The organism is Paenibacillus sp. OAE614 (assembly GCF_040546645.1).
Lineage (GTDB): Bacteria > Bacillota > Bacilli > Paenibacillales > Paenibacillaceae > Paenibacillus_AQ > Paenibacillus_AQ favisporus.
Map to the genome: position 1 here is coordinate 5,038,388 of NZ_JBEPOD010000001.1, position 25,335 is coordinate 5,063,722.

The following is a 25,335-nucleotide window of genomic DNA, read 5'->3' on the forward strand; positions in this document are numbered from 1 at the left end:
TCTTACGCAAATAGATGCCATTCTTTTCCTGAAACCTCACATCGAATGGTCAGTTGGCATCTACTTATTTTGATTATTGGAATAAGTATGGCGATGGATTTTCGCAAGATAAGGGGGGGGAAATTCGTACATCATTGGAACTGCGGCAGATCAAGAATGAGTGCAAGAACCATATTTAGAGGAGGTTATTGGAATGGCTAGAAAAATGTCGATCATCCTCGTGTTCCTGTTTCTGTTCACTGCTGTAATGACGGGCTGCAGCGGCTCTTCCGGAGAAGCTGGCGGCAAAAAAGTAATCAACGTGGCTCTATGGGATGAGAACGTGAAGGACACCGTCAACAAATCGATTGAGCTGTACAAGAAAAACCACCCCGACGTGGAAGTCAAAGTAACTTACACCCCTTGGGCCGACTATTGGACCAAATTGAAAACAAGTCTCGCCGGCAACAGTGGGCCCGACGTTTTCTGGATGAACGGCCCCAACTTCTACGCTTATGCCTCCAAAGGCTGGATCAAGGATCTGCAGCCGCTTATTGATGAAAGCAAGCTCGATACCTCCGTTTACACCGACGCCCTCGTCAATCTGTACACCTACAACGATCATCTTTATGGACTTCCTTATTTCCTCGATGCGGTTGGACTCTACTACAATAAAGAACTTTTCGACAAAGCCGGCGTGTCTTACCCGGACGGCAGCTGGACCTGGGATACGATCGAGCAGAATGCCGCCAAGCTGACGGACAAGCAGAACGGCGTGTACGGCTACACCGCTTTGATTGACAGCCAGTCGGGATATTACGATCTGATCCACCAGGCCGGCGGTTACATCATCTCCGAAGATAAAACGAAATCCGGCTTCGATTCGCCCGAAGCGCTGTCCGCTTTTCAATGGGAGAAAAAGCTGATGGACCAGGGCTATTCCCCGAACGCCCAGCAGCAGCTTGAGACCAAGGCGCTCCAGCTGTTCGGCTCCGGCAAAGCCGCCATGTTCCCCGCCATTTCCGTCAGCGCGCCCGAGCTGTACAAATTGCTGGGAGACAAGCTGGGGGTTGCCCCGCTGCCCGCAGGCAAGCAGAGAGCGACGATCGTTCACGGCCTGAGCTGGGCGATGAACGAAAAAACGAAGCATCAGCAGGAAGCATGGGACCTGATCCAGGTGCTTTCCGGCAAAGAAGGCGAGCAGTACCTGGCCGAATCGGGCTTCAGCATTCCCGCTTATAAAGGAACGGAGGAAGGCTGGCTGAAGTCGATCCCTTCCCTTGACCTGAAGGTATTCGTGGATAGTCTGGACTTTGCTGTGCCGTATCCGGTGTCCGAGCGGACGGCCGAGTGGCAGGACGTGGAGACCAAGGAGCTTCAGGACGCCTACCTCGGGAAAAAGTCGTTTGAGGAAGCGCTGAAGACGATAGCCGATAAAATGAACGAGATTCTCGCGGAAGAGAAGAAGGATTAAAGAAATGCTTGTATCCACTTAACTTCGAGAGAAAGGATGGTGCTGCCGGTGAATACGCCGCTGGCCGTCAAGTCGAAAGACCCGAACCTGCCTGCAGCCCGGAAGCGGAAAACTTCCAAGCTGGCCATCCAGGAGGCGGTCTGGGGGTACGTATTTATCCTCCCCGTCGCACTGGGTCTGGCCCTCTTTTATATGGTGCCTTCCGCCGCTTCCCTGATTCTGTCCTTTACGAACTGGGACGGCATGTCCGCTCCGGCGTTCAACGGGATCGACAATTTTACCCAGCTGATGCAGGACGAGAAGTTTACGCGTTCCCTGCTGAATACGCTGCTCTATACCGTTGCGACTGTCCCGCTGTCCATCGTCTTTGCCACGCTGCTCGCCGTGCTGCTCAATCAGCATATCAAAGGGATGGTCGTGTACCGCACGTTCTATTTCATCCCGGTCATCACCATGCCGATCGCGGTCGGCATGGTGTGGAAATGGCTGTATAACTCCGAGTTCGGCCTGATCAATTACGTGCTCGGGGCGATGCATCTGCCCCAGCCGAACTGGCTGTTCGACGAAAAGTTTGCGCTCATGTCTATCGTCATTGTCAGCGTCTGGACAAGCGTCGGTTACAACGCCGTCATCCTGCTGTCAGGGCTGCAGGGAATTCCGTCGAGCTATTACGAAGCGGCGTCACTGGACGGCGCCGGCACGGTCTACCGCTTTTTCCGGATAACGCTGCCGCTGCTGACGCCGAGCTTGTTTTTCGTTCTCGTCATGTCCTTCATCAACTCTTTCCAGGTATTCGACCTCGTCTTCATCATGATGGGACAGCAGACCTCCCTGCTCGATTCCACGCGCACCGTCGTGTACAGCATTTGGGAGGACGGCTTCAAGTACTTCAACATGGGCTACGCTTCGGCGGAGGCGTTCATCCTGTTTATCGTCATCCTGATCATCACCGCGTTTCAGATGTATTTCCAAAAACGCTGGGTTCATTATCAATAACCTTCATGAGGAGGAGAGGCTGTCATGATAACCCGAACTTCCGACCGCGGAAGACGGCTGGCCGTTCATATTCTGCTGATCGCGGGAGCCGTCCTGATGGTGACCCCTTTTGTCTGGATGCTGTCCACATCGTTTAAGTCCTTTGCGGATTCCATGAAGGTGCCCCCTACGCTGCTGCCGTCGGAATGGCATTTTGAAAATTACGCCAAGGTGCTGACCACCATCGACTTCGGCACTTACTACCTCAATACGATTCTGGTGACGCTGGGCCGCACGGCCGGACAGCTGCTGCTGTGTTCCCTGGCCGCATACTCCTTCGCCTGCCTGAAATTCCCGGGGAAAAACGTCATTTTTCTCGCCCTGCTGGCCGTGCTCATGGTGCCGTCCCAGGTCGTCATGATCCCGAGCTTTGTCATCATGCGGCAGCTGAACTGGCTGGATACCTTCTATGTCCTGATTATCCCCGGCATCTTCAGCGCATTCGGCACCTTTTTGCTGAGGCAATTCTTCATGACGCTGCCGAAGGATCTGGAGGAGGCGGCCAAAATCGACGGCTGCAGCTATTTCCGGATTTATTGGAACATCTACCTGCCGCTGTCCAAGTCCGCTCTCGTCTCTTTGGCCATTTTTACGATTCTGGCGGCATGGAACGACCTGCTGTGGCCGCTCATCATGACCAGCTCGGAGGATATGCGCGTGCTGTCGATCGGCATCTCCTCCTTCCAGGGGCAGCATTCGACCGATTATCCGCTGCTGATGGCGGGTGCCGTGATGGCTACGCTGCCGATCATCATCCTGTTCATTTTCCTGCAGCGCTATTTTATAGAAGGAATCGCTATGAATGGCATCAAAGGATAAGGAAACGAATAGACCTTTTACAAGTGTAACCGGTCCATCATAAAAGGAGCTGAAAACCGTTATGATTCACGTACTCGTTATAGGCGCGGGGGCGATGGGGAGCACCCATGCCGCAGCCTATGCCGATATGCCGAATGCGCACTTGGCCGGTATCGTCGACACCGACGACGGCAAGGGAGCGCGGGTTGCCAAGGCATGCGGCACCTCTTCGTTCACTTCCTACGCGGAGGCGATGGAAGCGCTTGACCGCGTCGATGTCGTCGATGTTTGCCTGCCGACGCCGCTCCACAAGAAGTTTGTTCTTCAAGCGGCCGACGACGGCAAGCACGTCATCTGCGAGAAACCGCTGGCGCGCAGTCTGGCCGACGCCAGGGAAATGATCGACCACTGCCGTTCGCGTGGCGTCCGGCTGTTTGTCGGGCATGTTCTCCGCTTCTTCCACGAATATGCGCATGCCAAGCAGCTGCTGGATGATGGCGTCATCGGCAAGCCGGCCGTCATCCGCGCAGGCCGCGGTGGAGGGTATCCGATCGGCTGGCAGCACTGGTACAGTGATTTCGGGGCCAGCGGCGGCATTACGCTGGACGCCATGATCCACGATTTCGATTTTCTTCGCTGGTGCTTCGGCGAAGTGGAACGTGTGTATGCCAAGGGGCTCCATGGGAGAGTTCACGCCCAGCTGGACTATTCGCTCGTGACCCTCCGCTTTCAAAGCGGCGCCATCGCCCACGTCGAGGGAACCTGGTCGCATGAAGGCTTCTCCATGAATCTGGAGATGGCCGGCACGCAGGGGATCATCGGCTATGACAGTGCCCGGGATCAGCCGCTGCTGTCTTTTCAGCGCGGCGGTCATGCAGGCGGAGGCGGCGGCGTCCCCGTTCCGGAAAGCCCGGTCGAGGAAAACCCGTATTTCCAGGAGCTTCGCCATTTCCTGAATTGCATCGAGCAGGATGAAGAGCCGATCGTAACCGCGGAAGACGCCTATGAGGCGCTCCGGATTGCGCTCTCGGCGCTGAAATCGATGGAGACCGGGTGGCCGGTTCATCTGGGAACCGGTGCAGCCGACCCGAGCAGCAAAGGAGTGATCGGTTCATGAAAATCGGCATCGCCAGTTTTGCCCATATGCACGCTTACAGTTATGCGAAAGCGCTGATCCAATTGGAAGGAGTGGAGCTCGCCGGCATTTACGATCCCGATGAGCAGCGGGGTCAAAAGTTCGCCGGCATCCTTGGCACCAGCTATTACGGCGATTATGCGGAGCTTCTGTCGCAAGGACTCAGCGGGATCATCGTTACGTCGGAGAACGCAAACCATAAGCAGCATGTCCTTGCGGCCGCTAAGGCAGGGGTCCATGTGCTGTGCGAAAAGCCCATATCGACCAATGCCGCGGACGCCCGGGACATGATCGAGGCCTGCAAGGCCGCCGGCGTTATGCTGCAGACGGCCTTTCCGGTCCGGTATAACCGGTCCGTCATCCGGGCCAAGCAAATGATCGACGAAGGCAAGCTCGGCCGGATCCTCGCCATGAAGGGGACCAACCGCGGACAAAATCCGGGCGGATGGTTCGTCGACCCCGCCCTGTCCGGCGGCGGAGCGGTCATTGACCACACCGTTCATGTCGCCGATATTATGCGCTGGTTCATCGGCGCGGAAGTAAAAGAGGTATACGCGGAAATCGGGCAGCTCATGTCCGCCGCCCCCATCGATGACTGCGGAATTCTGTCGATCGAATTTGACAACGGCGTCTTTGCCACGCTGGACTGCAGCTGGTCCAGGAATCCTTCCTTCCCGACCTGGGGCGACGTGACGCTGGAAATCGTCGGGACGGCCGGCACCCTGACGATCGACGCCTTCGGACAGAAGCTGAATGTATTCAGCGAGGAGCGCGGTTACCGGCACCATTTCTGGGGCGACGATATGGACTTCGGCCTGGTCCGGGATTTTGTAGCCTCGATCGCAGAAGGCAGGACCGAGGCGAACGTGACGGGCGTCGACGGGCTCAAGGCGCTCGAAGTGGCCCTGGCTGCATACCGCTCGGCGGAGCGATTGTCCGCCGTTTCGCCTGCAGAGCTCTGAACCTAAACCTGACAAAGGGGTGTATGAAGCGATGCTGAAGTCGATAAATCAATGGGGATTTCCGGAGGGAACCCCGCTCGAGATGATTTTTCTTCATGCGGAGCAGGCGGGTTACGATGCCGTCGAGCTGAACCTGTACCCGTCCGGCGGAACCGGGCTGACCATGGACACCACCGCCCAGGAGGCGGAGGCCGTACTGGCTCTGGCTTCCCGTCACAGCATTCAGCTGCGCAGCCTGTCGACCGGCATGCTGTGGAAATCCCCCCTGTCCGCGGCGGATCCGGATGTCCGCGCCGGCGGACGGGAGATCGTCACCCGGCAGCTGGAGCTTGCATCCCTGCTCGGGATGGACACCGTTCTGGTCGTTCCCGGGGCGGTGACGCCTTCCGTCTCCTATGAGGAATGTTATAGCCGCAGCCAGGAAGAACTGCGGGAACTCATCCCACTGGCTGAACAGCACGGCGTTCATATCGGCATCGAAAACGTCTGGAACAAATTTCTGCTCTCCCCGCTGGAGATGGCCCGGTATATCGACGAGCTCGATTCGCCTTGGGCCGGAGCCTATTTTGACATCGGAAACGTCCTTCTCTTCGGCTATCCCGAGCATTGGATCCGGACGCTGGGCGAGCGGATCCGCAAAGTCCACGTGAAGGACTTTAATCCGGCAGCCGGACCGAACGGCTTCGTCCCGCTGCTGTCGGGCAGCGTCAACTGGAACGAAGTGCGGAAGGCGTTGAACGAGATCGGCTACACGGATACCGTCACGGCCGAGCTTACTCCGTACAGCGCCGACCCTTACCAGATGGTATACGATACTTCCGCACAGCTGGATATTATTACGGGCCGTTGAGGGCAACAATGCTGACCACTTTCAGCCGAAAGTTACTCGCTTGTAGCAATCCGAAGCGTTCAGCATCGCTGAATAAGCGGATAAATCAGTCAACCTTAAAGGGCTGTCTTCCGGCAGAGTCATTGTGCCGGAAGACAGCCCTTTTTTCCTAGATCAAAGCTTATTTCAGTATGAATACATATAAATGCATGTTCAAAGGTCGGTTTTCAGCACCGAGAAGATTGGATGAAGCTAGGGGCTGAGGAGCAGAGCGTACGTAGTGGGTACGTGAGCACCTGAAATGTTTCCGAAGGAAACATACTACGCAAGCATCCACCTTAGACCCGGCTGAATTCAAGATTCGATGCCGAATCAGCTTCCCGATTTACTTCGTGATCAAAAGCGGACTTTTTGAACAACCTCTAGAAGGCCCTATTTCTTCAGGCGCCGGTTGCTGATCCACAGCGGAATGCGGAACAGCAGATTCATCAAGAGGACGACGATGACCAGCACCGCGGCCGACTTGTCGGCGATTTGGCGGGCATCCTCCACGATCGCTTCCGACTGCACGTACCAGAGGTGTACAGCCAGCGTCTCACCCGGTGAGAACAGATTGAAGTCCCACATCTCCCCGGAGGTGCTGAGCCCAGCGGTCAGCAGGATGACGGCCGATTCTCCGAAGGCCCGGCCCGCCACGAGGCAGATGCCCGTCACAATTCCCTGCATGGCCATCGGGATAATGACAGTTCGGATGCATTGGAATTTGGTCATCCCGAGGGCATAGGATGCGTTCTTTACGTCATTTTGCACCGCGCGCACCGCTTCCTCCGTCACCCGGGCCAGCATCGGCAGGTTGAGGAAGGCCAGGGAAACCGCTCCACCGAGAATGGTCAGGCCAATTTGAAAATACTCGGCAAAAATGGCCAAGCCCAGCATCCCGAATACGATCGACGGAACGGAGGAGAGGCTCTCGACGCAAATCCGCAGCACCTCTGTAAATTTATTCGGCGGGGCGTACTCCGCCATGTAGATCCCTGCTCCGACCCCAATCGGAACGGAAATAAGCAGCGACAGAATCAAAATATAAAACGAGTTGAACAGCACCGGCCCGATACCGCCGCCGGGGTCCATGTCCTCGGGCAGCTTCATCAAAAACTCAAGGCTCAGCCCGGGCAGCCCTTTGCCCAGGATGGTCAGCAGCAGCCAGAAGATCAGCAGCAGAACCAGGATGCCGAGCCCGTAAAACCCGTACGTTGCCAGCCGGTCGTACACAAGCGATCTTTGCATTTTGCGGGTGCGCGTCCATTCGCTCATGCCTGCTCCCTCCCTTTGCGTCCCAAATAGCGGATGAACAAAATCAGGACAAACGAGATGATGAGCAGCAGGAAGGCCATCATGTGCAGCGCGTAATTCCAGGTGGAGTCAAACTCCACATTGGAAATCTGCATCACGATGTTGCTGGTCAGCACCGAAGCCGGCGTAAACAGGGACTTGGCGAGCTGCGCCGTGTTTCCGATGACCATCACCACCGCCATCGTCTCCCCGATCGCCCGGGTCATCCCCATAATCACCGCCGCAATGATGCCTCTGCCGGCGGCGGGAATGACGACCCGCATCATGACCTGCAGGCGCGTGGAGCCCATGGCATACGCAGCCTCGCGGTATTTTTTCGGCACGGCGGAAATCGCGTCGTCGCTGATCCGGCATATCGTCGGCAGCACCATCAGGGCGAGCACGAGCGCCGCCGCCAGCAGCCCGTCGCCCAGATTCTCCCCGCTCAGCCGGCGCAAAAACGGAATCAGCACCGTCAGGCCAAGGTATCCGTAGACGATGGAAGGAACCCCGACCAGCAGGTCCAGAATCGGCCGCATGGCGTTTTTCAGCCAGCCGGGCGCGATTTCGGCGATCAGCACCGCCAGCCCGACGGATACCGGCACGGCCAGCGCAAGCGTAAGCGCCGTCAGGGACAGGGTATTAATGATAAACGCGGCTGCGCCGTAGTGCTCCTCCTCCGGGGTCCAGTTAAAGGAAAGGAAGAAATCCGCAAAGGAGATGTCGCGGAAGGTCAGAAGCGCGGTTTTGCCGATAAAAAAGATCACCAGGCCCAGCACCAGGCACAGCGCAATTATGCTGAACCAGAAATAATACGTAAACATGCGGTTGGTGAAACGGACCCTGGCGCTGCGGCTGAACCTGCGACGCTTCGCGGGCGGGGTCAGCACCTGACGTTCCTCGGGCACGTACTGCTGCACGGGGGTGCTCAAACTGGCTCTCCTCCTATAAAGCGGCCAGCCCCATCAGTATTTGAGGGCTGGCCGCGATCATAAATATGGCTTGGCTTGGATCAGCTCAATCCACTAGCCTTAACGCATGGCGGAAATCGGAATGAATTTCAGTTTTTTCAGGGAACCCTGCTGGAATTTCGCGCTTTGAACATACTCGATAAACGCCTTGGTAGCGCCGGTCGGCTGGCCTTTGGTCATGTAATATCCGTATGCCCAAATTTTGTAGCTGCCGTTGATGACATTGTCCGTCGTCGGCTGCACGCCGTTATAGCTCAGCGCCTTGATGTCGCTGTTTACGTACACCAGGTCGATGTATCCGATGGCGTTCGGCGTTGTAGCTACGGCGGTTTTCATGTCGCCGCTGGAGCCGACTTCCTTGTAGTTTTTAGCCTTTTTGACGATGTCGCCGCCAGCCAGCGCTTTGGCCTGATAGTTGACGCGGGTGCCGGAGCCGAAGGCGCGCGTGATGACGACGATGTCCGCGTTGTCACCGCCGACTTCTTTCCAGTTGGTGATTTTGCCAGAGAAAATCCCTTTCAGCTGTTCGGTGGTCAGGTTGTTCACCTTCACGTTTTTGTTGGTGACTGTCGCAAAAGGAATGACGGCCACCTTGTTCGCTACCTGGCCTTCAAAAGCCTTGAAGCCCGGTACGTCCATGCTGGCGTCCCAGTCGCACGCCCCGATGTCCGCAATGCCCTTCTTCACAGCCTGGGGTCCGGTTACCGAGCCTTTGCCGGAAGCGGAAATTCTGACTTTCGGATTGATTTTCTGAAATTCCTTGGCTGCCTGAAGCGTGAGTGGAAGCAGCGCAGTGGACCCGTTAATCGTAATTTTGCCGGAGATGCCGGAGGCGGCGCTAGCGGAACCGACCAGGGTGGTTACCGCTACCAGGGAAGTGACGGCAGCCAGCGTTAATTTTTTGAACAGTTTCATTGTCTATTCTCCTTTTCGGTTAAGAACCGCTTTTATTGGGTAAGCTGAATGGTCTTTCCGCCTGTTATGACTACAATCCTGCCGTCTTCGATCAGCGCGATCCGGCTGCCGTCCGCAGATACCGCCAGCTCGCTGACGGTTCCGGACGTGCTGTAAAGCTGCGCCTGGCTGCCGCTGTCGATCTTCAGCACTTTCGTGCTGCCGTCGGCGGCGATGCCCGCTGCAGCAAGCGTTCCGGATGGCCCGGCCGCGATGACCGTCACATCGATGATGCTAGACAGGTCCTGGACGCTGCTGCCTGGGCCGATCACCTTGATGACGTCCTTGGCAGTGACGCTATCCGGATCGGCGCTCAAATACGCCGCTTTGCCGCCATCCAGTGCGACAGGATACAATTTATTGTCTTTACCCGTTGTTAGCTGAACCGGCTTAGCCTCTTTATCCGTGAGGTCCAGGGAATACAGCTGCTGGCCCGCGCCTGAATAGTCGATGCTGAGCGATTCTTCCGTGCTGTCCTTATCGCTGCTGGCCACGCCGGTCACATTGACGATATAGACCAATCGTTTGCCGTCCGCGGACAGGCTCACATCGGACTTGTTCTCCACTTTGTCGGCCAGCACTTCGGTCACCTTGCCGTCGCCGACATTCATGTAGGATATTTTTTCCTGCTTGTCGCCCTGGATGAAATAAATCCGGCTGTTATCCGCCGACCAGGTCAAATCTGTCTTGACGGAAGTGTCGGAGCCGAGTTTTTGCGACAGCCCGCTGGCAAGGTTCATCAGGTAGAGCTGGCCGGCGTTATCGGTATAAGCTCCCCACTGCCCGTTCGGGGACACCGCCAATTCCGCAGCATATTCGTCCGTCGAGATCACCGTGCTGCCATAGCTTGCCGGGTCCAGTTTAACGATTTGGGCGGACTCCGCGTCGTCACGGCTGGCAATGATTTGCCCTTGGGCGTTCCAGCGTACCGAAGAATAGCTTCCTTCCGGTCTTTGAACCGTCAATACCTGCTGCGTCTGTCCGCTGCCTGCGATCCATTCCCCGCCCAGTGCTTCCACGAGCGATTGAAGCTCTACGTAGGTTTTGCCATCTTGAAGCAGAGGAGCGTTCGTAAAGGCTGCGGCCTCTCCATTCACCTTATAGGACTTTGCTCCTGCCTGCAGCTGAACGACGCGTGAACCGGTCGCATCCTTTATCGTGACGATTCCTTTGGCGGCGCTTGCGCTTGCCCCGAAAGCCTTGACGATGTCTGACACAGCTACCAGGTAAGCCTGGTTGAGCTGGACCGCATTGACGGAGACGCTCGCGCCGTTCACGCTGAGTTCCACCTTGGCCGCTTTCAGTTTTGGCGACGCCATCTTTGCAGCCTGACCCGCAGCGGATGATTTTGCAGTGGAAGCAGCTTCTGCCGTTCCTCCGGCCAGTACGGAAGTTACAACCGCAGAGGCCATCAGTACCTGAAACATTTTATTTTTCTTCAACATCGGCTCACCCTTCTTCTATTAGCATAAGTGCTATAGACCTATTTTCTACTAGAATTGTAAAAAGCGGTTAGTTGGAATGTTATGGAAATATTAAATATTTTATCGTTGTATTTTGCAAAAATAGCGATTATTCTAGTTAAAAATACAAATGCTACATCTATGTAAAATGAACTAAAGAAATCAGCGCCTAATTGAGCCGCTTTACCAACAATTTCGATAAAAATCTTTAGTTCAATCTAGCTGACCCTATCCGAAAACCAACCAGAGACTTTGAATGAAACGACAGAAATTGCAAAGCTAAGTATTGGAGGCCTGACCATTGTGTATGTAATTGGATTTATTGTGTCGCTTGTTATCGTTTTGGCTTTGATCCCTCCTTTAAGGAAGCTCGCGATCCGGGTTGATTTCGTCGACCGGCCCACCACTCGCAAAATACATAAGGAACCCGTACCGCATCTGGCAAGCATCGCCATCTTTCTCGGCTTCATGGTTCCCTACATCGTTCTCACCGGACACTGGGACAAGGAAATGGCCGGCATTGTGGCCGGCTCGCTGCTCATCCTCGGCATCGGCATGATCGATGACTGGTACAAGACGAAAGGCAAGGATTTTGCCGCTCTGCCCAAAACGCTCGTGCAGGTAGGCGCTGCGGTGATCGTCTATTATTCAGGGATCTCATTTGAAGGGATCACCGTTCCGTTCGCCGGCCATATGGTCGTGTTTCCGGAGTGGCTGCAGTTTATTCTGACGATTCTGTGGATCTTCGGCGTCACGACGGTCATTAATTTTATGGACGGGCTGGACGGGCTGTCCGGAGGCGTGGCCGCAATTTCGGCCTTGACGCTGTTTATCGTTGCTATTGCTAAAGGCCAGTCCCATTCCGCGATCATGGCAGTGCTGCTGGTCGGGGTGACGCTCGGTTATCTGAGATACAACAAGCCGCCCGCCAAAATCTACATGGGGGATGCAGGCGCGACGTTTATCGGGTTCATGCTCGGCATCATCGCACTGGACGGAGCCTTTAAACAGGTGACCGTCATTTCCATTCTCGTGCCCGTGCTGGCGCTTGGCGTGCCGATCTTCGATAACATTTACGTTGTAATCAAAAGGTATCGCGACGGCAAGCCGGTGTACAAGGCCGACCGAAGCCAGCTCCATTATCGGCTGCTGTCCTGGGGGCTGAGCCCGAAGCAGGCGGTCGTGTTCATCTATTTGCTCAGTGCCTGCCTGTCATTGTCCTCGATCATCCTGATGTTGATCAGTTAGCGTGGACCTTCGGCTAGGCGTGGTTAACAAGGAAGTAAGCAGGAATCGTTCGATGGGAGCGATGGAGACTAAATGACAAAGGGGCTGCCCACCGTCGTGCATGACACGACAGCATGGGACAGCCCCTTTTATTATGGCTAACCGGCAACGCCTAATTAGATCGAATTAAGCTTGAGAAGCGGATTGAAGGGCACGAATGGACAAATCCAGCTCCACCATGCCGCCCGGAAGGTCGCGCGATCCGGCAATCACCCAATTTACGGCCAGTGCTTTTTGCAATGCAGCCAGCTGCTCCAAGGTGAGCCGGAGCCCGTGAATCACGCCCTCGCCAACCTCAAAGTCCTTTTCCTCATCCAGGCCAAAACGCTGCACCAGCCAGTTTTTCAGCCCGTTCCGCGTGTTAAACGTCATGCGGTAGCCTTCCGTTGCCGCCTGGGCCAGCGGCTCCCCGTGTTCCTCCGAGTAGCCGAACAGGTTGGCATATCGCTCGCCTTCGAGCCCAGCCTGGATAAACGGCTCAGCGTCCTTTTTTTGGACAGCCTCAGCGATGGCGGCCGCAGACAGTCCGGCCCGCTTCGCCTGCTCGATCAGAATTGCGGTCCACTGTGATACTTTAATATCCTGATTCATCCGGTCTCTCTCCCTTCTCGCACCACTTGCTTATATCTAAAGAAAAAGCCCTCGAGTGAGGGCTTTCCTTGTACGTCCCAGGAGGGATTCGAACCCCCGACCGACGGCTTAGAAGGCCGTTGCTCTATCCAGCTGAGCTACTGGGACTTGTTATGTAATAAAAAAAGCGAATGCGTTATTTATTATACCGCATTTAGCCAATTTTTCAAGAGGAAAATGAGAAAGCCGATTGGCGGGAAATACTATGGGTAATAACTTAACAAAATAAGTTGTAAAGGAGCATTTCCATGCGACAGTTGTTATCTTCACTTTCCTACTTCAGCATATTTTTCGCCCCGTTTATCCTGCCGGTGATCGTATGGATCGCCGTCCGGGACGAATATGTCGCCAGGCATGCCAAGCGAGCGCTGCTCTCGCATCTGCTGCCATTCATTGCGGCCGTACCGCTGCTGTTTTTTACTTTGGCAGCCCACCATGCCGGCTCGATCCTGGGATATATCCTGCTGTTCTGCGTTATTTACTTCGGCACGTTCGTCTACAACATCGTGAAAGGCATTCAGGTGCTTCGCGAATATGCGTAAAGCGCGAACAGCTAAGTAACAGCTGAACAAACCTCCGGGGATATCCCCGGAGGTTTGTTCATGATTCAAGGAGGTTACTGGTTGCCAAAACGTCTTGGGTTATGGGGCACAGCCAAATTTCTCGAATTTCTGCTCGTCACTCCACCAGCAAAAGCGTTTTGTCGGGCGTACTTGCTTCTCTTGCCTTTTTTGTTCGTGAAGTCCGCCATTTAGCTCACCTCCCCTAAACCATAGTATGGGGCGGGAGTCTGCCGGCTATGTTTCTTAAATTATGGCTGCGTTTACTTTGCGAACCTGTTCCGCAGATCCTCCTCTACGTTCCCAAAAGAGATCAGATCGCGCAGGAACAGATCCCGCTCCTCGTCGGCCGTCAGAAAAAAGCTGCCTTCGAACGCTTGCATCGTCACATCGGTATACGCCTGATGCATGCTGTTGTCGTACCAGTCGAGCTCTGTGTCGGCATCATTGCGGATCAGCCGGATCAGATCGTAGCAGCCCGGGGACAGTTCGGCCACATAAGCCAAAAGCGCGGGATCGTCGACCGCCCCTGGCAGCACGCCGATTTCGGCGCAGCGGACCCCGTCCAGCTCCGTCATCCGACGCACCTTGGCATCCTTAATATAATACATGCTTTCCTCCTCTCCCGGTCAGCTTGAATTCAGAAATCAAGTATAACCCAGCATTTTGTTCTCCGTCAGATGCTGGCGCGTTTCTGCCGTGCCGTATTCATATATTTTCCGGTACAGCTTGTTCAGGCTCTCCGTGTACTGCGAATTGACATCATCCTCCGGCGTATCCGGCCATGGAAACGTATAGGCGAGGAAGGAATCTTCGGCATGCTCCTGCATATCCTCCATCATCTGCTGCACTTCCCTGGCCTGCCCCACCGTGCAGTACATCACCAGCTCATAAGGAGCGGCGCCTTGTTCGGCAAGAACGCTTCTGCCGTGTACCGATACATAAAAATGCTGCTTATCCATGTCACATTACTCTCCTTTGTAAAGATCATAGAAATTTATAAGTTTTCAGCGGAGCTGAACCATTCCATGATCGCAAGAAAAACATCCGCTAAATGCGGCCTGCCTGCTGTAGAAGTACGTCGACAGACACGTTTTTCTTACACTGCCTTTCCTATAGTTTTCGTTAAAGGACAGACATTTTATGCCCCGATTCGGCATATAACTGTATCACTTTGGCAAACAGAAAGGACAGCGAGTGGACAAACGACAAAGAGAGGATGACCCATCATGTGCGGAATAACCGGTTTTATACAATGGAGCGGCGACTTAACCCAGGATTCGCAGATCCTTGTCAAAATGACTGAAACGATGTCGGATCGCGGACCGGACGCTTCGGGAACATGGATCTCCAATCCATGCGCCTTCGGCCACCGCCGTCTGAGCGTCATTGACCCCGAAAACGGTGCACAGCCCATGATCGTTCATGATGATGATGATGTGTATGCGATTTGTTATAACGGGGAGCTATATAACGCGGCCGAGCTGCGGAGCGAATTGGTCAAAAGAGGACATCACTTCCGGACCCATTGCGATACGGAAGTTCTTTTGGTTTCATACATCGAGTGGGGGCCGGCCTGCGTGGACCGGTTCAACGGCATTTTTGCCTTTGCCATCTGGGACAGCGTCCGGGAGCAGGTGTTTATGGCGCGGGACCGCCTGGGCGTTAAGCCCCTGTTCTACGCCTACATCGACGGCACTTTAATATTCGGCTCTGAGCCCAAAGCGCTGCTGCAGCATCCCAAAATGGAGCCCGTGGTCGGCCCGGAAGGGCTCGCCGAAGTGTTCATTATCGGCCCGGCGCGGACGCCGGGACAGGGCGTCTATAAAGACATGAAGGAGCTGCGGGCAGGGCACGCGATGATCTTCAGCCGCGACGGGCTGCGCAGTTACGCCTACTGGCGTCTGGACAGCCACATCCACGAAGACAGCGTGGAGGAAACGGCGGCCAAGCTGCGCGAGCTGCTGCAGGATACGCTGGAACGGCAGCTGGTTTCGGACGTTCCGGTCTGCACGCTGCTGTCCGGAGGGCTGGATTCCAGCGCCCTGACGGCCCTTGCCGTTCAGTATTATAACCGGACCAACCAAGGGCAGGTCCACACTTACTCCGTCGATTACGTCGGCAATGAGAAGCATTTCAAATCGCATGCCTTCCAGCCGGGAGCCGACGCTCCGTTTATCCAGCGGATGGTGGAGGAACTCGGGACACAGCACCATTACATCGAATTTGATACCCCCGAGCTCGTGGAATCGCTCAACGCCTCCACCCTGACCCGGGACCTGCCCGGCATGGCGGACGTAGACGGCTCGCTCTACTTATTTTGCCGTGAGATCAAAAAAGGGGCGACGGTAGCCGTCTCCGGCGAAGCGGCCGACGAAATTTTCGGCGGCTATCCCTGGTTTCACCGCGAGGAAATGCTGAATTCCGGCACGTTCCCTTGGTCGGTCGCACCCGACATGAGGGCCAGCCTGCTGTCTCCCGAAATCCGCGAATGGATCCGTCCGCTGGATTACCTGGGAGACCGTTACGCCGATGCGGTACGGGAAGTTCCCAAGCTGCGCGGCGAGACCGGCCAGCAGGCCAAAATGCGGGTCATGTCCTACCTGAACATCACCCGTTTCATGCCGACGCTGCTGGACCGCAAGGACCGCATGAGCATGGGCGTCGGCCTCGAAGTGCGCGTGCCTTATTGTGATCACCGACTGGTCCAGTACGTATGGAATATCCCTTGGGAAATCAAAATGACCGGCGGTCGGGAAAAGGGCATTCTGCGCAAGGCACTGGAAGGCGTGCTGCCGGACGACGTGCTCTACCGCAAGAAAAGCCCGTATCCGAAAACCCACAATCCGGATTTCCTTGCCGCCGTCAAGCAGCAGATGCTCGATATTCTGGACGATCCGTCTGCCCCGATCTTGCCGCTGATCGACAAGAATAGAATTCTCGAGATCGCCGCTTCCCCTGAGGCATCCTCGAATCTGCCATGGTTCGGCCAGCTGATGTCGGGGCCGCAGCTGTTTGCTTACCTGGCCCAGGTCAACAACTGGTTGAAAACCTACAATGTGGCCATTCGTTAACGTAAAATGAACATGCAAAAAGGGTATCCGACAGGCTCTAGTCAGCCGGATACCCTTCTGTTTGTTTACCGCGGTGCATGCGTGCTTCATCTAACCCACGTTAACCTGCCGGGCTCTTTTTCCGACAGATTCCCCTTTGATCAGCGTGACGTAGATGCGCTCATGCTCCACTTCCTCACCGGATAAAATTTTGATCAACTGCTCCGACGCCAGCGCCCCCCATTTCCGTTTGGAGTAGTTGATGGTCGCCAGGCGCGGCTGCATGTAGCTCGTCAGCTCAATATTATCGAAGCCGATCAAATGCACATGCTCCCCGATCCGGTAATCGGTCTCCGCCAGCCGGTTGCAGAAACCGATGGCCATTTCGTCATTGAGGCAGAACACGGCCGCCGGGCCGGTATACTCACCGATGACCCGTTCGGCGGCGCGTTCCCCTCCGCTTTTCTTGAAATCGCCGGGGATCTCGATCCACTCCACATCTTCCGTGCGGTCCGCAACCATTTTGACCGCCTTCATGCGCTGAATGGAGTCAAACGAGTCATCTGGCCCCGTCACGATGTAAATCTTCTTGTGGCCCTGCTCGACCAAAAATTCGGTGGCCAGCGTAGCCCCTGCCTTATTATCCAGCAGCACCTGATTGATGTTGGGATGCTCGAGCTCCCGGTCCAGCACGACGATTTTGTGGTTCCGCTCGGCATATTTGAGCAGCTCGGCGTTCGTGAACGCATGGTCCAGTATGATAGCTCCGTCGATCATCCTCTCCGGAAGCATCCGGTGGGCCTGCTTGCCGCTGCATACGATCAGGTCGTAGCCCTGGGCGTTGCAGACCTCCTTCATCCCGTCGAGCAGGTCGCCATACACGTCCCCCTTAAAATCCGTCAGAAATACCCCGATGATCCGGGACTCCCGCTTCTTCAGCGATCTCGCGGCCGCGTTCGGCACATAGTTCAGTTCCTTGGCGATCGCCAAAATTTTCGAGCGGGTTTCATCCGTCACCTTGCTGCTGCCGTTCAGTGCATATGATACCGTCGATATAGAAACCCCGGCTTTTTTAGCGATATCCTTAATACTAACCAATGTTCCTCGCTCCCCCGTATCAAACCATTGCTAGGTCCAAAATTATCCATATTCCAGTTCTCATGGAAAAGGGCGATCCGTGAAGATCGCCTTAAACTGCTACATAAAAATCTCAACCACATTGTGGCCGTCCGGCTTCATTCCCTGCTCGAACACGTCCTTCGAAATCCGCAGTCCGCCCTCGCGGTACGGATTGCTCACCGCCGAAGCTTCCAGCTCCCGGCCGTTCAGCTTCACGCGGCGCTCGCCGGTGCCGTTCAAATGGTAAATGAAAGCCACGTCCTGACCGTCGTAGCGGAAGTCGAAGCGCAGGCCGTCCAGCGCCTTCGGCAGCACCGGATCCACGATGAGATCCTGCTGCTCCTGGCGGATGCCCAGGGCGTTCGAGATCAGCTGATTCATGTAGATCCCCGGGCCGCTGGAATAAATGCGCCATCCGCCCTTCACCTGCACGCTGCCGCTGCGCAGCTCATCAAAATGCGCCTGCGCGTCATAACGCGTATTGAACTTGCCGTCGGAGCTGCTGAAATAAGCGTTGCTTTGACGCAGCTCGGCATTCGGCACGACATTGCGGATGCCGACCGGGTTGATCACGTTCAGGCCGTTCCATACATCATCCGCATGCCCGAGCTTCGCCATCGCTTCAATGAAGCGGATATGGGCGTGAACATACTGCAGGCCCACTTCGCGCCCGAAGTTCGACGCCTGCTCCGCCCGTTTGAAGTGCGTGCTGACGCCGCCGGCATACTGGGCCGGGCGGTTCATGAGACGGACGCCGTCCGGGAAGAAGAGCTTCTCTTTGATCAGCTCATAATGCGCCTTCGCGCGCTCCGGATCCAGCAGCTCTGCAATCATGCTCCGGGTCATCGGCAGCAGGCGGTACTGAATGCCGGTCTCTTCGTCGGTCGGATGGAGCATCAGCTTCACCTCGTCCGGATTCTCCATATAGAGGAACCCAGGAATGACTTCCGTTCCGAGCATGTATTTTTCGTAATCGCGCTTGATTCCCTGCGCCATGTCATGAAGCTCCTGAGCCAATTCCGGCTTGGCGGATTTCAGGGCGCCTGAGAGCTGTGTCATCGTTTGGTACGTCAGGGCGACGGTCCAGCTGCTGACCATATACTGCTTCAGCTGGGCGTTGGCAGGCTGCAGCGTATCGTCCCAATCTCCATCCCCATAAGAGGACAGATGGGTATCATGCAGGAAGTGGCTGCGAATGTAACCGATCTCCTTGTACACGTGATCCAGAATCGTGGCGGTTTCTTCGGTAAAATGGAACTTGTGCTTGACCGTATACGGAACCTTCTCCTCGAGAATGCCAAAGTCTTCGGTCGCCCGCAGGTAATCGCTGAGCACCTTCAGCGGCCATACGATGATATCGCCGTGGCTCTCCTCCTGCTGGACGGTAAAGTAGTTGTCGAACATAAACCACTGCGGCCAGTTGCCGTCGTCTTCGTACTGGTGGGAGTACACCATTGTCAGAATGTCGCGCACCTGTTCGAATTTTTGCGTCGCCATAAAGTACTCGGTCGGCCCCTGGCAGACGTCACGCGTTCCCCAAGCCGCGCCTCCGTACTGTTCCAAGCCATGCGGCACCGAATAATGAACCAGCATGTTATGGGTGTACCACCAGGCCAGCGCATTCACTTTGAAAAAGTCCTTGCCTTCCGTGCCGTCCCCGCCGGTTAAGCGGAATCCGTTCATCACGTCCCGGAAAAACTCCCGGTACTTCGCGATTTCATCCTCTGCGCTGCGGTTAGCCTCAGGAAGGTCTTCCCCGTCCAGAAGCCCCTGCATCGTCAAAGTCCACTCCGAGGCAGCATCCAGCTTGAGCGTCACTACCGACGCTTCCCCAGCCTGAACGCCGCTTGCGAGTGCCGTTTCATCGCTAACAGCCGCGTTGGCGCCGTCAATCCGCATAGTGTATTTCAGGTGCGGATAGGCTTCCTTCCGGAGTGCATCCTGGGCGCCGTGGAACGTCAACACACCCGCCGATTCCGTCATGCGGACCGGCGCTCCGAACTCGTTGACGTCCATGGTGACCTGGCTGGTCACCAGGAATTCATACGCTTTGCCGCTCTCCGAGCGCACATGAAGGCGGACTTCAGGCGCATCCGCCGCCGCGAAATTGGTGATCACCAGCATGTCATCCGCCGTTTTGTAATACCAGCGCACGTAATTGAAGCCGATCTCGAACAGGGACGGCATCGTCAGGAGACGGTACACTCCCTCGATATTTACGTATATCCGCTGTCCCGCCGTCTTCGGCACGTTCAAGGCGCTGCGGGCATTGCTCATCATTTTGTTGAAGTTGGTATTGCCCACCACCAGATGGGAGTTGAAAATGCCGTACATATAAGAAGTCGTCGTCACGACTTTGGCGCCCAGCTTGACGCTGCCGCCGCTCATCAGAATATGACCGTGCGGACGCTCCACCCGCAGCTCCTTCTCTTTCAGCACGACATGCTCATAGGTGTCGGTAAAGAACGCCAGAAGCTGTCCGTTCTCGGTTTCCTCCTCCTGTCTTCCAGTTGCCGGGAAAAGGGCTTCGAGCTCCTCCGCGGTAAGCGGCAGTGTGCGCAGCGGTTCGCCGATCTCCGGATTCAGGCGGACCCGCGGCAGTTCGCGCAGCAGACCGGCCGCAGCGGCCAGATTTGCCTGCACCTGATCCCAGGCTTTCAGCACCTCGTCCTTGAATTCCAGCTCGGTTACCGCAGCCGCATGATCCGGCTTGAACAAGCCGTAGAACACGAAGCGTGCTTCCCCGTCCAGCGTTACCGCTTCGGACTGAAGCGCCGTGTAGGCGAACTCGTATTGATAGACCTCGTTCGCCAATTGAGGCTGGCTGAGGCATGCCGGCACGTTCGTTTCTTTATAAGACAGGCCGAAGAACTGGAAGCCGTCCGTAGAGAACCCCGCGGCACGCGTCAGCGAACCCTGCTGTATGTAAGGGAACGTTCCGCCCTGCGGCTGGTTTTGGCGCGAGCACACCACATAGCCGTGGTCTTTGTCTTCGAAGACGGTATGGTCGATATATTGGGACAGGTACGCCTCGTTGCTGCGAACGGCGCCCGGATCCGCGTCCCCGATATCCTGGCCGTAAACAACGTCGATCTTGAGGCCCTGCCCGGTCGCCCGAACGTCCCAGAACCATACGCCGAGCGGGCTGAGCGCAAACGTTACGCTGTACGCTACCCCTTCGGCTTCTCCCGTCCAGACGATACGTCCTTCGCCTGTGCTGACCCGGCTGTCCGAACGGATGCCCAGCAGCGGGTAGAAGCGGATGGCGGAATCGTCATGGATGCGGAGATACAGGTTATTTAATGCCCCGTCGAGCGGGCTGCTCATCAGCTGGTTGATCATCGTCTTGCCGCTGACGGCTTGGAACAGGTCGCCGCTTTCCCAGAACGTAAAGGACAGATCGCCGGCCTGGACATGAAGCTTGGAATTCGTAATGGTTGTCATAGTTGTTCATCCTCCTATCCCGGAAGCCGGCCGGAACCTGTCCGGTACGGCTTCGAGGCAGCTTTTACAGTATTTTTCATCCTGCATCGTCTTGTTGGTCAGCTCTCTCCAAGGCCATGCGCTGTTCTTTGTGTACGCGCATGGCCGTCTGTTCATCTAAACCAGCCGGAACGACTCAGCAAGGGTGTCCCGGCTGTTCGGACCGACAAACACCTGGAACGTTCCCGGATCGCTGGCTTGCGTAAGGTCGGAATGATGATAACGAAGCTGTTCCTCCGTGATCGTAAAGACCGCATCCGCGCTTTCCCCGGGAGCAAGCTCAAGACGTACGAAGCCTTTCAGCTCGCGCATCGGACGGACCACTTCACCGGCCACGTCGCGGATATACAGCTGAACCGTTTCGATGCCTGCGCGATCCCCGGTGTTTGTTACGTTCACGCTGACCTGAAGCGGCTGATTGGCCGTTATCTCGTTTCCGGACAATTTCAGCTCGCCGTATTCAAACGTCGTATAGGATAGGCCGTATCCGAACGGAAACAGCGGATCATTCGGACTGTCGATATATTTGGACACATACCGTTCTTCCGTTTTGTCCGGATTCATCGGACGGCCGGTATTGTAATGGTTATAATAGACCGGAATTTGTCCCACCGAATGCGGGAAGGACATCGTCAGCCGGGCCGAAGGATTCACGCGCCCGATCAGAATGTCAGCGATCGCAGCTCCGCCTTCGCTGCCCGGGAACCAGGCTTCCAGGACGGCGTCCGCTTCGTCAATGATTCCGTGCAGGTCCAGCGGGCGGCCGTTGAAGATCACCGCAGCCATCGGCTTGCCAATCTTCTTCAGCTGCCGCACCAGCTCCAGCTGGGCTTCCGGCAGGCGGATGTTCGTGCGGGATCCGCCCTCCCCGCTCATGGCCGAATCTTCGCCAAGTGCGAGCAGGATCACGTCCGCGTCTTGAGCCGCGGCGATGGCAGCATCAATCTGCGATTGCTCCACGCTTACGACGCCGGAGCCTTCGGCAATGACCAGCTGTCCCTCAGCCAGCCGCTCCTGCAGCGCGGTTCCCAGCTTCTCGGCGTCTTCCTTCACGCCGACGCAGGACCACCAGCCGAGGATGTCGTCGCTCTGGGCGAACGGCCCAATCAGGGCAACCTTCTTCCCAGGCGCAAGCGGCAGCAGGCCGCCTTCGTTTTTCAGCAGTACGCTCGATTTGGCTGCCAGCTCGTAAGAAACGTTTCGATGTTCCTGACAGAACAGCACTTCGCGCTCACGCTCCGGATCGGCTCCTCGCAGCGGATTGTCGAACAACCCGAGCTTGTCTTTCAGCCGCAATATCCGCAGCACCGCTTCGTCGACCAAGGCTTCGTCCACGCGTCCGCTCTCGATGAGGCCCGGCAGATGCTGTACGTAACAAGGTGTCATCATCTCGATATCCACGCCGGCCCGGATCGCCCGATAAGCGGCCTCGCAATCGTCCTCCGCCGCGCCGTGCGCGATCATTTCGCGGATCGACGCCCAGTCCGAAATCAGGACGCCGTCAAAACCCCACTCATCGCGGAGGATGCCGCGCATCAGCTTCTCATTGCCGGTAGCCGGAATGCCGTCCACGGTATTGAACGACGTCATGACCATCTCGCAGCCTTCGTCCAGTGCCGCTTTATAAGCCGGCAGATACTGCTCCCGCAGATTGCGTTCCGACATGTTGACCGTGTTGTAGTCGCGTCCCCCTTCAGGAGCGCCATATGCGGCGAAGTGCTTAACGCAGGCAGCCAGCCGCTCCGGCTCTTCCTTCAGGCTCCCGCCTTGATAGCCGCGGACAAAAGCGCGGGCGAACAGGCTGTTCAGGTACGGATCTTCGCCGGTCGTCTCCATGACGCGTCCCCACCGCGGATCGCGCACCAGATCGACCATCGGGGCAAAAGTGACGTGAATGCCGGACACCGCCGACTCTCTCGCAGCAATTTCGGCGCTCTTCTCGGCCAGCTCCGTATCCCAGGAGCATCCGATCGCCAGCGGGATCGGAAAGATCGTTTTGAAGCCATGCACCACATCGGCCATAAACATCAGCGGAATGCCGAGCCGGCTTTTGCTTAAATATGATTTCTGCACGTCGATGACCGACTGCGCTCCCGATAACCCCAGAACGGAGCCGCTGGCGGTCACCATCGATTCGGTGATCCCCATTTCCTCAAGCGGTCCGGTAATTTGGCTTTCGCCGCCTTCATGAAAATTGGCGGTCAGCTGGAGCAGCTGCGCAATCTTCTCCTCCAGCGTCATCTGATGTAACAGTTCGGTTAACTGCCGGTTGTCCATTCCATTCCCTCCACAACAAAGTCGTATGATGATCCAGGCCTTCCGGACACGAATGGTCCGGCTCTTTCAGACCCTTTCTCCTTTCTCAGGAGCTTGCACAAAACCTGGCTGACAAGGGCAGCAAGGATGAAACCCGTCCTTGGCGCTTATCTTTTGTGCAAATTCCTCATGAAGAAAAGCGTCTATCGATGTACATTTGCATTCTTTAATCGTTATAAGAATCTATGTCTCCTCCCTGCGGCCAGGCCGGCCTATTTATAATAGAAGAAACCCGGCCCGCACCACCGTGGAAGAGAAGAACCCGGCTGCATCAAAATGTGCTTCACACCGGGTTCCTTAGACTCGGACTGCGTATAATGCTCTGTTCTTAGCCTTATTTCAGAACGATCTGTTACTTGGCAAATTTGCTGTTCAGTTCATCCAGAACCGGTTGAACGAGGGACTGCTTGCTTTGTACCCACTTCTTCCAGTTTGCTTCCAGATCGCCGCCTTGCAGGATCAGGTTGGCATACTCGTTCTGGTAATCGAAGGATGCCTGGCTCTTCGCTTTGGAATCGTACAGCTGCACATCCCAGTCGTAAGTTGCCAGCTTGCCGCCTTCGCTGCCCAGTTTCGCTTTCTCTTTAAACAGCTCAACGGCGCGGTCACGGTATTCCTTCTTGATCGCAGGGTTCACGATACTGAAGTCGTCGCCCAAAATGTACAGTCCTTCAAAACGTGCCGGATATTTGTCTTCCAGGGTCGTTCCTTCCGGAAGCAGGCTGACCGGCTCTTTGTTCTCGTCGTACTTCCAATCCTTGCCCTCAAAGCCCATGTTCAGGAGCATTTGTCCTTCTTTGGTCGTCGAGTAATCGATAATATCCATGATGCGTTCGAACTTCTCTTTGCTGATGTTCGGCGAGAAGATCAGCGCAGACCAGAAGTTCGGCTGCTCCAGGTTGCGGTATTTGCCGTCGTCACCCAGAACGATCGCCGTATGGACGAGGTCGTCGCTGCTTACGCCCAGGTTCTTCTGCATGTTCTTGTCCATGTCTTGTCTGTACGAAGCCAGACCGCCCAGGGACATCATCGCAGCAACGCCTTTGACTCTGAAGTTGTCGCTGCCTTCGTTGTTTTTCCAGGTGTAGAATTCCGGATTAAGCAGGCCTTCTTTGTACGCTTTCTGCATCAGCTTCAGACCGGTCAGCGTCTCCGGATCGGCTGGTCCCCAATGGAACTTGCCGTCTTCTCCTTTGTAGAACGCCGATTCCACTCGAGAGTGCTCACTGTTGGCCATGATGATGTTGGTCAAAGCGTCATCCGCTGTGTATGAGATCGGAACCAGCTTGGAGCCCAGCTTCCCTGGGTCTTTCTCTTTGACCAGTTCCGCATAATGAATCAGTTCGCTTGTGGTGTAAGCATCCTTAAGTTCAAACCCGACAGCTTTGGCCCAGTCTTTGCGGATCGCAATGACGCCGATTTGGTTCACAAGCGGATCAGCCGGTTTGTTCTGGTAGTACACCGGTTTCGGCAGAATGTAAGTACCGCCTGTCAGCTCTTCCAGCTTGTCGCCGAGGCCGGTCAGCTTGTAGGCTGCCGCTACGTTCGGCCAGCGCTCTTTCCAGTCATCCGGGAATTTGTAGAGCAGTCCTTGATCGACATAGTTCATGAAATCGCCGTGCACGTAGTTCCAGCTGGCCACGTCAGGCAGGTCGCCGGAGTTGATCCACAAGCGGAGTTTTTCCGGCCAGGAATCCCACTGTACGTAGTTGTAATCCCACTCGACGTTGAATTTGTCCATCCAGTACTTGTGGAACTCGTTGTCGAGCACACCGTCTTTTACTTCCGTGGTCTGCGCGACGGAAATTTTTAATTTGTCCTTGTAGTTCCCGTCCGCGTCTTTTTCGTTGCCGCCGGATGATGCCGTGTCTTTCCCGCAGGCAGTCACCGTCAGCATCACCGCCGACAGCGCAACGGCCAGAAGCGGTTTGAACAGCTTTTTGGTGTTCATGTTT

Annotated in this window: 20 protein-coding genes and 1 tRNA gene; 9 read left to right on the forward strand and 12 right to left on the reverse strand. The window is 55.9% G+C overall.

Annotation, left to right across the window (positions count from 1 at the left end):
* Positions 1 to 193 precede the first annotated feature (193 nt).
* From ABIE48_RS23265 to ABIE48_RS23290, 6 genes are all read left to right on the forward strand, one after another.
* Positions 194 to 1,453, forward strand: a complete 1,260-nt coding sequence (locus ABIE48_RS23265; RefSeq protein WP_192717270.1) for an ABC transporter substrate-binding protein — start codon at positions 194 to 196, stop codon at positions 1,451 to 1,453.
* Positions 1,454 to 1,501: 48 nt separating this feature from the next.
* Positions 1,502 to 2,449, forward strand: a complete 948-nt coding sequence (locus ABIE48_RS23270; protein ID WP_145029706.1) for a carbohydrate ABC transporter permease — start codon at positions 1,502 to 1,504, stop codon at positions 2,447 to 2,449.
* Between the two features lie 24 nt (positions 2,450 to 2,473).
* Positions 2,474 to 3,307, forward strand: a complete 834-nt coding sequence (locus ABIE48_RS23275) for a carbohydrate ABC transporter permease (protein ID WP_076174262.1) — start codon at positions 2,474 to 2,476, stop codon at positions 3,305 to 3,307.
* 61 nt (positions 3,308 to 3,368) lie between these two features.
* Complete coding sequence (locus ABIE48_RS23280) at positions 3,369 to 4,403, forward strand: Gfo/Idh/MocA family protein (RefSeq protein ID WP_192717271.1); 1,035 nt, start codon at positions 3,369 to 3,371, stop codon at positions 4,401 to 4,403.
* Positions 4,400 to 5,383 (forward strand): Gfo/Idh/MocA family protein, encoded by a 984-nt coding sequence (locus ABIE48_RS23285; protein ID WP_192717272.1) that lies wholly within the window; start codon positions 4,400 to 4,402, stop codon positions 5,381 to 5,383. The genes ABIE48_RS23280 and ABIE48_RS23285 overlap by 4 nt, the downstream gene beginning before the upstream one ends.
* Positions 5,384 to 5,414: 31 nt before the next feature.
* On the forward strand, positions 5,415 to 6,233 hold the full coding sequence (locus ABIE48_RS23290) for a sugar phosphate isomerase/epimerase family protein (RefSeq protein WP_192717273.1): 819 nt from the start codon (positions 5,415 to 5,417) through the stop codon (positions 6,231 to 6,233).
* Positions 6,234 to 6,644: 411 nt separating this feature from the next.
* On the opposite strand, the gene pstA is transcribed toward ABIE48_RS23290, so the two are convergent.
* The 4 genes from pstA to ABIE48_RS23310 all read right to left on the reverse strand — a co-directional run bounded on the left by pstA (position 6,645) and on the right by ABIE48_RS23310 (position 10,914).
* On the reverse strand, positions 6,645 to 7,526 hold the full coding sequence (pstA, locus tag ABIE48_RS23295) for a phosphate ABC transporter permease PstA (RefSeq protein ID WP_192717274.1): 882 nt from the start codon (positions 7,524 to 7,526) through the stop codon (positions 6,645 to 6,647).
* A complete protein-coding gene (gene pstC / locus ABIE48_RS23300; protein WP_483312664.1) occupies positions 7,523 to 8,476 on the reverse strand; it encodes a phosphate ABC transporter permease subunit PstC in 954 nt (317 codons plus the stop codon). Before pstC ends, pstA begins: the two co-directional genes overlap by 4 nt.
* Before the next feature lie 99 nt (positions 8,477 to 8,575).
* The gene (locus ABIE48_RS23305) at positions 8,576 to 9,430 is read right to left on the reverse strand and encodes a phosphate ABC transporter substrate-binding protein (protein ID WP_076174249.1); all 855 of its coding nucleotides are present in this window, start codon (positions 9,428 to 9,430) and stop codon (positions 8,576 to 8,578) included.
* 32 nt (positions 9,431 to 9,462) lie between these two features.
* A complete protein-coding gene (locus ABIE48_RS23310; protein ID WP_192717275.1) occupies positions 9,463 to 10,914 on the reverse strand; it encodes a stalk domain-containing protein in 1,452 nt (483 codons plus the stop codon).
* A 318-nt stretch (positions 10,915 to 11,232) separates the two neighbouring features.
* Here ABIE48_RS23310 and ABIE48_RS23315 point away from each other — a divergent pair, with 318 nt between their 5' ends.
* A complete protein-coding gene (locus tag ABIE48_RS23315; RefSeq protein ID WP_145142081.1) occupies positions 11,233 to 12,180 on the forward strand; it encodes an MraY family glycosyltransferase in 948 nt (315 codons plus the stop codon).
* A gap of 165 nt (positions 12,181 to 12,345) precedes the next feature.
* Here ABIE48_RS23315 and ABIE48_RS23320 read toward each other — a convergent pair whose 3' ends face one another.
* Positions 12,346 to 12,810 carry a hypothetical protein gene (locus ABIE48_RS23320; protein ID WP_163881464.1) on the reverse strand — a complete coding sequence of 155 codons (465 nt, stop codon included), beginning with the start codon at positions 12,808 to 12,810 and terminating at the stop codon, positions 12,346 to 12,348.
* A gap of 73 nt (positions 12,811 to 12,883) precedes the next feature.
* Positions 12,884 to 12,957, reverse strand: a tRNA-Arg gene (locus ABIE48_RS23325).
* Between the two features lie 140 nt (positions 12,958 to 13,097).
* Here ABIE48_RS23325 and ABIE48_RS23330 point away from each other — a divergent pair.
* Positions 13,098 to 13,391 (forward strand): magnetosome magnetite crystal formation protein family, encoded by a 294-nt coding sequence (locus tag ABIE48_RS23330; protein WP_076174239.1) that lies wholly within the window; start codon positions 13,098 to 13,100, stop codon positions 13,389 to 13,391.
* A 281-nt stretch (positions 13,392 to 13,672) separates the two neighbouring features.
* Here the strand turns inward: ABIE48_RS23330 and ABIE48_RS23335 are convergent, their stop codons facing one another.
* Complete coding sequence (locus ABIE48_RS23335; RefSeq protein WP_192717276.1) at positions 13,673 to 14,020, reverse strand: hypothetical protein; 348 nt, start codon at positions 14,018 to 14,020, stop codon at positions 13,673 to 13,675.
* A 36-nt stretch (positions 14,021 to 14,056) separates the two neighbouring features.
* Positions 14,057 to 14,371: a hypothetical protein gene (locus ABIE48_RS23340; protein WP_076174234.1), complete on the reverse strand. Its 315-nt coding sequence runs from the start codon at positions 14,369 to 14,371 to the stop codon at positions 14,057 to 14,059.
* A 267-nt stretch (positions 14,372 to 14,638) separates the two neighbouring features.
* Here ABIE48_RS23340 and asnB point away from each other — a divergent pair, with 267 nt between their 5' ends.
* On the forward strand, positions 14,639 to 16,483 hold the full coding sequence (gene asnB / locus ABIE48_RS23345) for an asparagine synthase (glutamine-hydrolyzing) (protein ID WP_192717277.1): 1,845 nt from the start codon (positions 14,639 to 14,641) through the stop codon (positions 16,481 to 16,483).
* A 90-nt stretch (positions 16,484 to 16,573) separates the two neighbouring features.
* Here the strand turns inward: asnB and ABIE48_RS23350 are convergent, their stop codons facing one another.
* From ABIE48_RS23350 to ABIE48_RS23365, 4 genes are all read right to left on the reverse strand, one after another.
* Positions 16,574 to 17,560, reverse strand: coding sequence for a LacI family DNA-binding transcriptional regulator (locus ABIE48_RS23350; protein WP_192717278.1), 987 nt, complete (start codon positions 17,558 to 17,560; stop codon positions 16,574 to 16,576).
* Between the two features lie 99 nt (positions 17,561 to 17,659).
* The gene (locus ABIE48_RS23355; RefSeq protein ID WP_192717279.1) at positions 17,660 to 21,025 is read right to left on the reverse strand and encodes a GH36-type glycosyl hydrolase domain-containing protein; all 3,366 of its coding nucleotides are present in this window, start codon (positions 21,023 to 21,025) and stop codon (positions 17,660 to 17,662) included.
* A gap of 156 nt (positions 21,026 to 21,181) precedes the next feature.
* Positions 21,182 to 23,341 carry a glycoside hydrolase family 3 N-terminal domain-containing protein gene (locus ABIE48_RS23360; RefSeq protein ID WP_192717280.1) on the reverse strand — a complete coding sequence of 720 codons (2,160 nt, stop codon included), beginning with the start codon at positions 23,339 to 23,341 and terminating at the stop codon, positions 21,182 to 21,184.
* Positions 23,342 to 23,732: 391 nt separating this feature from the next.
* A complete protein-coding gene (locus ABIE48_RS23365; RefSeq protein WP_116234190.1) occupies positions 23,733 to 25,331 on the reverse strand; it encodes a type 2 periplasmic-binding domain-containing protein in 1,599 nt (532 codons plus the stop codon).
* Positions 25,332 to 25,335: the final 4 nt, after the last annotated feature.